The sequence below is a fragment of the Psychrobacter sp. 1Y4 genome, from assembly GCF_051847555.1.
In genome coordinates this window covers 1-564 of the sequence record NZ_JBPYDE010000944.1, presented here as the reverse complement: position 1 = coordinate 564, position 564 = coordinate 1, and the positions used below count along the sequence as shown (strand labels likewise).

Sequence of the window (564 nt, the reverse complement as noted above, 5' to 3'; positions counted from 1 at the left end):
GACGCTAACAGTTATATTAATTAACTCACATACTCTGCTGGCGATAATGCTGGTTAGATAAAGGACATTTATGTTTGCCCACATCACCACTCAGCGTCAATTACAACGTACTCATGTAATCAGTCGTAACGCCAGTAGTCACACAATACATACTCATTTGAGTATTGCGGTTGCTATCGCGTTGAGTTGCACGGCGATACAAGTACAAGCAGCTGACAATAGTCAAACTTATAACGAACTGCCAGTACCAGAAGCGGCGTTTGAATATGAAGCCGTTGAAATGCCGCAGGGCGTAACCACACAGAGCGGTAAAGTAATCAGCAAAGAATTTATTGCTCAACAAGCGAAGCTATTTTCGGAATGTACGCAAGTGCAGAGTAGTGCCGCTCGTTTGGCTTGTTTTGATAAAGTAGCTGAACAAGGCAAAAAACCAAGCTATACCACGACCAAACAACCAGTTGATTTGGCAAAAACATTTAAGACGACTATTTCGGGTAATCCACAAGTTGTTTTTGTGGAAGAGAACTCGACCAACACTTTCAGTGATGAGAGCGCAACTGCTAA

The 564-nt window shown here is 42.6% G+C and carries 1 pseudogene; it reads left to right on the top strand.

Annotation, left to right across the window (positions count from 1 at the left end):
- Positions 1-70: 70 nt before the first annotated feature.
- Positions 71-564: pseudogene (locus ACS8FC_RS19760) on the top strand (phospholipase A); the annotation flags it as partial.